The organism is Phenylobacterium sp., assembly GCF_037138395.1.
In the GTDB taxonomy this organism is placed as follows: domain Bacteria; phylum Pseudomonadota; class Alphaproteobacteria; order Caulobacterales; family Caulobacteraceae; genus Phenylobacterium.
Genome location: NZ_JBAXIM010000164.1, coordinates 1 through 5,352, shown reverse-complemented (window position 1 = coordinate 5,352; position 5,352 = coordinate 1). Strand labels below are relative to the sequence as shown.

Annotated in this window: 7 protein-coding genes; 4 read left to right on the top strand and 3 right to left on the bottom strand. The window is 64.5% G+C overall.

The genetic code is table 11. The annotated features are described in order from the left end of the window. The 3 genes from flgA to flgF all read right to left on the bottom strand — a co-directional run. Positions 1 to 729 (bottom strand): flagellar basal body P-ring formation chaperone FlgA (gene flgA / locus WCJ52_RS11330; protein WP_336903416.1); only part of this gene is annotated, 729 nt, incomplete at its 3' end. Positions 730 to 733: 4 nt separating this feature from the next. After that, entirely contained in the window at positions 734 to 1,522 is a 789-nt protein-coding gene (flgG, locus tag WCJ52_RS11325; protein WP_336903415.1) for a flagellar basal-body rod protein FlgG, read from the bottom strand. Positions 1,523 to 1,537: 15 nt separating this feature from the next. Continuing rightward, positions 1,538 to 2,275, bottom strand: coding sequence for a flagellar basal-body rod protein FlgF (gene flgF / locus WCJ52_RS11320; protein WP_336903414.1), 738 nt, complete (start codon positions 2,273 to 2,275; stop codon positions 1,538 to 1,540). 221 nt (positions 2,276 to 2,496) lie between these two features. Between flgF and WCJ52_RS11315 the strand changes: the two genes are divergently transcribed. From WCJ52_RS11315 to WCJ52_RS11300, 4 genes are all read left to right on the top strand, one after another. Further along, positions 2,497 to 3,138: a flagellar basal body-associated FliL family protein gene (locus WCJ52_RS11315; protein ID WP_336903413.1), complete on the top strand. Its 642-nt coding sequence runs from the start codon at positions 2,497 to 2,499 to the stop codon at positions 3,136 to 3,138. Between the two features lie 26 nt (positions 3,139 to 3,164). Further along, a complete protein-coding gene (fliM, locus tag WCJ52_RS11310; RefSeq protein WP_336903412.1) occupies positions 3,165 to 4,232 on the top strand; it encodes a flagellar motor switch protein FliM in 1,068 nt (355 codons plus the stop codon). After that, entirely contained in the window at positions 4,229 to 4,756 is a 528-nt protein-coding gene (locus WCJ52_RS11305) for a DUF6468 domain-containing protein (RefSeq protein WP_336903411.1), read from the top strand. The genes fliM and WCJ52_RS11305 overlap by 4 nt, the downstream gene beginning before the upstream one ends. Further along, positions 4,753 to 5,352, top strand: a 600-nt coding sequence (locus WCJ52_RS11300) for a hypothetical protein (RefSeq protein ID WP_336903410.1), incomplete at its 3' end; no start/stop codon positions are given. The genes WCJ52_RS11305 and WCJ52_RS11300, both read left to right, overlap by 4 nt.

The following is a 5,352-nucleotide window of genomic DNA, read 5'->3' as shown; positions in this document are numbered from 1 at the left end:
TCCGGGGGCGGCGTCGGGACCCGTGGCGGCCTGGCCAGGTCCTGTGGCAACGGCCTGCAGGGTCTTGCGGGACTCCAGGTTCTGGAGCGAGATCACCTCGCCCACGGCGCCGGCGCTCATGGCCTTCACCTGCATTGAGAGGAAGACGCCGCCGTTTTCGTAGACCACGGTTACGAGGTCGCCGGCCTGGATGACGACAGGCGCGCTCATGTCCGAAGCCGCGACCGGTGCGCCTTCCCTCAGGGGTCGGCGGGTAATCATTCCGATGGCGCCCTCGGCGTCGCGAAGGGCGTTGGCGGGGGCCGCAGCGACTCGCGTCCAGGCGAGGTCCTCCGGCCGGATCTCCTCTCCAGCGGAGAGGCTGCGGGTGTAGGCAAGGACCTGCACCCCGCCCTTGCGGGCCTGGGTCTGGGACGAAACCGGAGCCGGCTCGGCGTCACCGGCCCGGACGATGATGCGACGCAGGCGATCCGGGTTGCCCCAGTCCAGGCCGCTGCGATGTGCCAACGACTGGACCGCAGCGGCATCGAGCACAACGCTGGGGCCCGGCCGGGCAGCAACGCGCACGCCTGCGACGCCTCCGGCCCCCTCGAACAGGTCGCCAAGGGTGACCATGCCGTCGGAGTCCACGGTCTCGGACTTCAGGTTCACGGTCACGCCAGCGAACGAAGGCGGCGCGGCGGCAAGGGTCAGGCAGGCGGAGAGGGCGGCGGCGATCAGGCGGCGCATGGGATTAGCTCTTCACCTGATTGGCCGTCGACAGCATCTCGTCGGCGGCTTTGATGACCTTGGAGTTCATCTCGTAGGCCCTCTGGGCGATGATCAGGGCGGTGACTTCCGACACCGCGTCCACGTTCGAGGCTTCCGTGTACCCCTGCAGCAGGACCCCGGTGCCATCCACGCCCGGCACGCTCAGGTTGGGGGCTCCTGAGGACCCGCTCTCGAGGTAGAGGTTGTCGCCGATGGCCTCCAGGCCAGCCTCGTTGACGAAGGTCGCCAGTTCCAGGTTGCCGACGATGGACGGGGCGGTCGCGCCAGCCTGCTTGATCTGCACCTGACCGGACTTGGAAATGGAGATGTCCGTGGCTTCCGGCGGGATCACGATGCCCGGCTGGATCTCGTAGCCCTCGGCGGTGACCAGCTGGCCCTGGTCATTCAGGGAAAGGTTTCCAGCCCGGGTGTAGGCGATCTCGCTGGTCGGTAGCAGGACCCGTAAATAGCCTCGGCCCTGGATCAGCAGGTCCAGATCATTACCGGTCTGGGTCGGCGCACCTTGTTCGACGATCCGGTAGATCGATCCGGCCTTCACCCCGGCGCCGACCTGAAGCCCGGTGGGGACGACAGTGCCCTGGTCCGAGGACTGGGAGCCCGCGCGCTCGAGCGTCTGATAGAGAAGGTCCTGGAACTCGGCGCGCTGTCGCTTGAAGCCTACCGTGTTCATGTTGGCGATGTTGTTCGAGATCACCTCGACGTTCAGTTGCTGGGCGGCCATGCCGGTCGCGGCGGTACGGAGAGCTTGCATGGGAAATCAGCCTTTCTAATCGACGCGCCCGAGCCGCTCGACGGTTCGCCGGGACAGCTCCTGGGTGGACTCCATCATCCGGGCCAGGGACTCGTAGGCCCGGGTCACCTGGATCATGTCGGTGACCTGGAGGACGGGGTTGACGTTGGATCCCTCCAGCATGCCCTGGCGCAGCAGGGAGCCTGGCGCCGGTTGCGGTTGCTGGTTGGAGGTATTCCGGAACTGGTTGTCGCCGGACTTCTCGAGGTCCGAGAGGGAATCGAAATTGACGACACCGAGCCGCCCGACCTGTTCAATCCCCTGGCTCATCGACCCGTCCCGGGCGATTTCCAAGGCCCCCTTCTTGGGGTCAATGATCACTTCCGCGCCACCGGCATCGAGAACGGCCTGACCCGCCTGGGTGACAATCCTGCCCGTCTCGTCGAGGCGGAAGTGCCCGTCCCGGGTGTAGCGCTCGCCTCCGGGGGTCTGAATCTGGAAGAACCCGGCCCCGTCTATGGCCAGGTCGAAGGCCGAATTGGTGGTTCTCAGCGCGCCCTGGCTGAAGTCCCGGGTGAGTCCGGCGTCGATCACGAACTTGATCGGTTTCGGGCCATCCGCCGTGCGTGCCGGCGACTTTGGCTCCGTCCGGAAGATGGGCTTTTCGGTCTTGAAGCCAGAGGTGTCTGCATTGGCGATGTTGTTCGCCACGATGTCCAGCTGCCGCTGGAGCGTCATCTGGCGGGAAAGTCCGACGTAAAGGGCGTTGTCCATCGACTCGATGCACCTGATCTTCGCGACCCTGAAGGCCGACGTTCACCATGCAAGCCTTGGGCCAACTCAAAAAATCAATAAAAACAATAAATAAAATGGTTAATTCAACCACCCCGGCGGAAATTGCCGGGTCGTTTTTCCCCCGACCCTCGCGGGGTCAAAACGGATCGTTAACTAAACTTGGCCATGGTCGGCAAACGTATCCCTCTGGAGTCGTGGCCGTGGCCAAGCCCCCCAAGAAGTCCGAGCCGGAAGAAGTCGATCTGGAAGGCGCTGAAGGCGCTGAAGGTGCGGAAAAGCCTGCGGGCGGCAAGAAGCTTCCCCTCCGGCTTATCCTCATCGCCGCGGCCGCCTTGCTGGTCCTCGTAGGGGGCGGCGTCGGCGCCTATTTCATGTTCTTCAAGAAGCCGCCCGCCGCTGAAGGCAAGGCCGAAGGCAAGGGGGAAAAGAAGGGCGAGAAGGGCGAAAAGGGGAAGAAGAAGGAAGGCGAGAAGAAGGAAGGCGAGAAGAAGGAGGGTGCCGCAGGCACCGGCGTAGTGGTCACCGAGGGGCCAGATGGTGTCTTTTTCTGCACCCTGCCGAACATGGTCGCGAACATGCAGGCCGCCGATGGCCGTCCGACCTACCTTAAGCTCAAGATCACACTCGAGGCCCCTAACCAGGAAGCGGCGGATATGATCCAGCCCGCCCTCCCGCGGATTCAGGACATGTTCCAGGGATTCCTCCGGGAACTGCGCCCGGAGGACCTTCAGGGCTCGCAGGGAACCTTCCAGCTTCGCAGGGAGGTCCTGCGCCGGATCAACCTGGTGATCGCCCCGGCGCGTGTGAATTCAGTCCTGATCGAGGAGATGCTCATCAGCTAGGGCCTAGCCCGGCTGGAGAAGGCGACATGGCGGAATCAGACGACATCGCAACGAGTGTGCAGGAGGGCTGGGGGCGGAGCGAGTCCTCGGACGGCGTCTCAGGTGCTGAGCGCATCCTCAATCAGGACGAGATCGACAGCCTCCTGGGCTTTGATCTCTCTGACGACGACTCATCCGCGCGCAGCGGCATCCGGTCCATCATCAATTCGGCTCTGGTCTCCTACGAGCGCCTGCCGATGCTCGAGATCGTCTTCGACCGCCTCGTACGGTACATGACGACCTCGCTTCGTAATTTCACCTCGGATAACGTCGAGGTCAGCCTGGATAGCATCTCCTCGATCCGTTTCGGGGACTATCTGAATTCCATTCCGCTTCCCGCCATCCTCGCGGTCGTCAAGGCCGAGCAACTCGAAAACTACGGGATGTTGACCGTAGATTCGAACCTCATCTATTCGATCGTCGATGTCCTCCTGGGCGGGCGACGCGGCACTGCCGCCATGCGCATCGAGGGGCGTCCCTACACGACCATCGAGCGCGTGCTGGTCCAGCGGATGGTTGAAGTCGTCCTCGGGGACGCCAAGCTGGCCTTTGAGCCCCTGACCCCGGTGACCTTCACGCTCGATAGGCTGGAGACAAATCCGCGTTTCGCCGCCATTGCCCGTCCAGCTAACGCCGCGATCCTGGTCAAGCTCCGGATCGACATGGAGGATCGGGGTGGCCGTATCGAACTCCTGTTGCCCTACGCGACGCTCGAGCCCATCCGCAAGATGCTGCTCCAGCAGTTCATGGGCGAGAAGTTCGGACGCGACAACATCTGGGAAGGCCACCTGGCCACGGAACTCTGGACCACCCAGATGGACGTACGCGCCGTTCTCGACGAACAGCAACTGCCGCTCCAGACCATCCTCAATCTCAAGGTCGGAGACACCCTGATGCTCAATGCCACTCCGGACCAGGCGATCGAGTTGCGGGCAGGCCCCGTCTACCTGACCACCGCGCGGATGGGCCGTCGAAACCAGCAGATCGCGGTCCGCGTGGATGCCCCCCTCAACGGGGTCGCGCGTTCCGCCGTAAAGGAGATGACCAAGTCATGATTTCCATCGTCCTCAATCTCCTCCTCATAGCCCTGCTGTGTGGTGCGCTCTGGATGGGCTGGCGACTGAACCGGCGTCTCATGGTCCTTCGCGAAGGACAGTTGGGCTTCGCCAAGGCGGTTGCTGATCTCGACACCGCCGCAGCCCGGGCCGAGCGAGGGCTCGCGGACCTGAAGGCCGCCAGCGATGAAATGGCCGAAGTCCTGGTCAGCCGCATTGAACGCGCCCGAATCCTCGCTGCCCGGCTTGACCAGCAATTCGAGGCGGGCGCCCGGGCGGGCCTGGCCGTGGATGCGCGGGAGCCGGAAGTTTCTGAAGCCGACATCGAGCGCCTCAGCCGGAACCTCGGTTCCCTGCTCGCTCAAAGCCGAGAGGCCCGCGGCCGGGGCCGCGATGCAGACCTGCCGGCGCCGCCGCCGCGCCGGGTCGCCGTCGGTCTTCGTCGGCGTCCTGAATTCGAGGATGACCTGTTTCTCTCGCCGGAGAGTCCCACGCGCTCTGCCTTCTCCGGAGCCGGTCGATGAGCCGCTTTCCCAGGATCCTTCCCCTGGTCGGGGTCGCAGCTGGCGGGGTTCTGGCGCTCAATGCGCTGGCGGGTGCCAAGGGCACCCCAGATCTATTTTCCGGGGCCCGCGCCTTCGCCCAGGGCGTTGCGACCCAGGCCGGCGGCAAGCCGGGGGCGGCGGGAGCCAAGTCTCCAGCCTCCAAGCCTTCAGAGGGCGTTGCTGCGGATCCCGCCAAAATCGCCGAAGCCGCGGTACCTGCCCAAAAGCCCCTGGTGTGTGCACCGACAGCAGCAGAGCTGGCGAAGGAGGCTGGCCTTTCGCCAGCCGAGCTTCAGGTCCTACAGAGCCTTGGAACCCGCCGAGGCCAGCTTGACCAGAGGGAGACTGATCTCAGCACTCAGATCGCGCTCCTGGCCGCCGCCGAGACCAAGCTCGACGCGAAGGTAAAAACCCTCAACAGCCTGAAGTCCGACATCAAGGGCCTGCTCAAGGTCGCTGACGACCAGGAAGCCGCCGAGGTTGGCCGGATGGTCAAGGTGTTCGAGGCCATGAAGCCCAAGGACGCTGCGCCCCGCATGGTTCTGCTGACCGACTCCGTTCGACTCACCATCGCC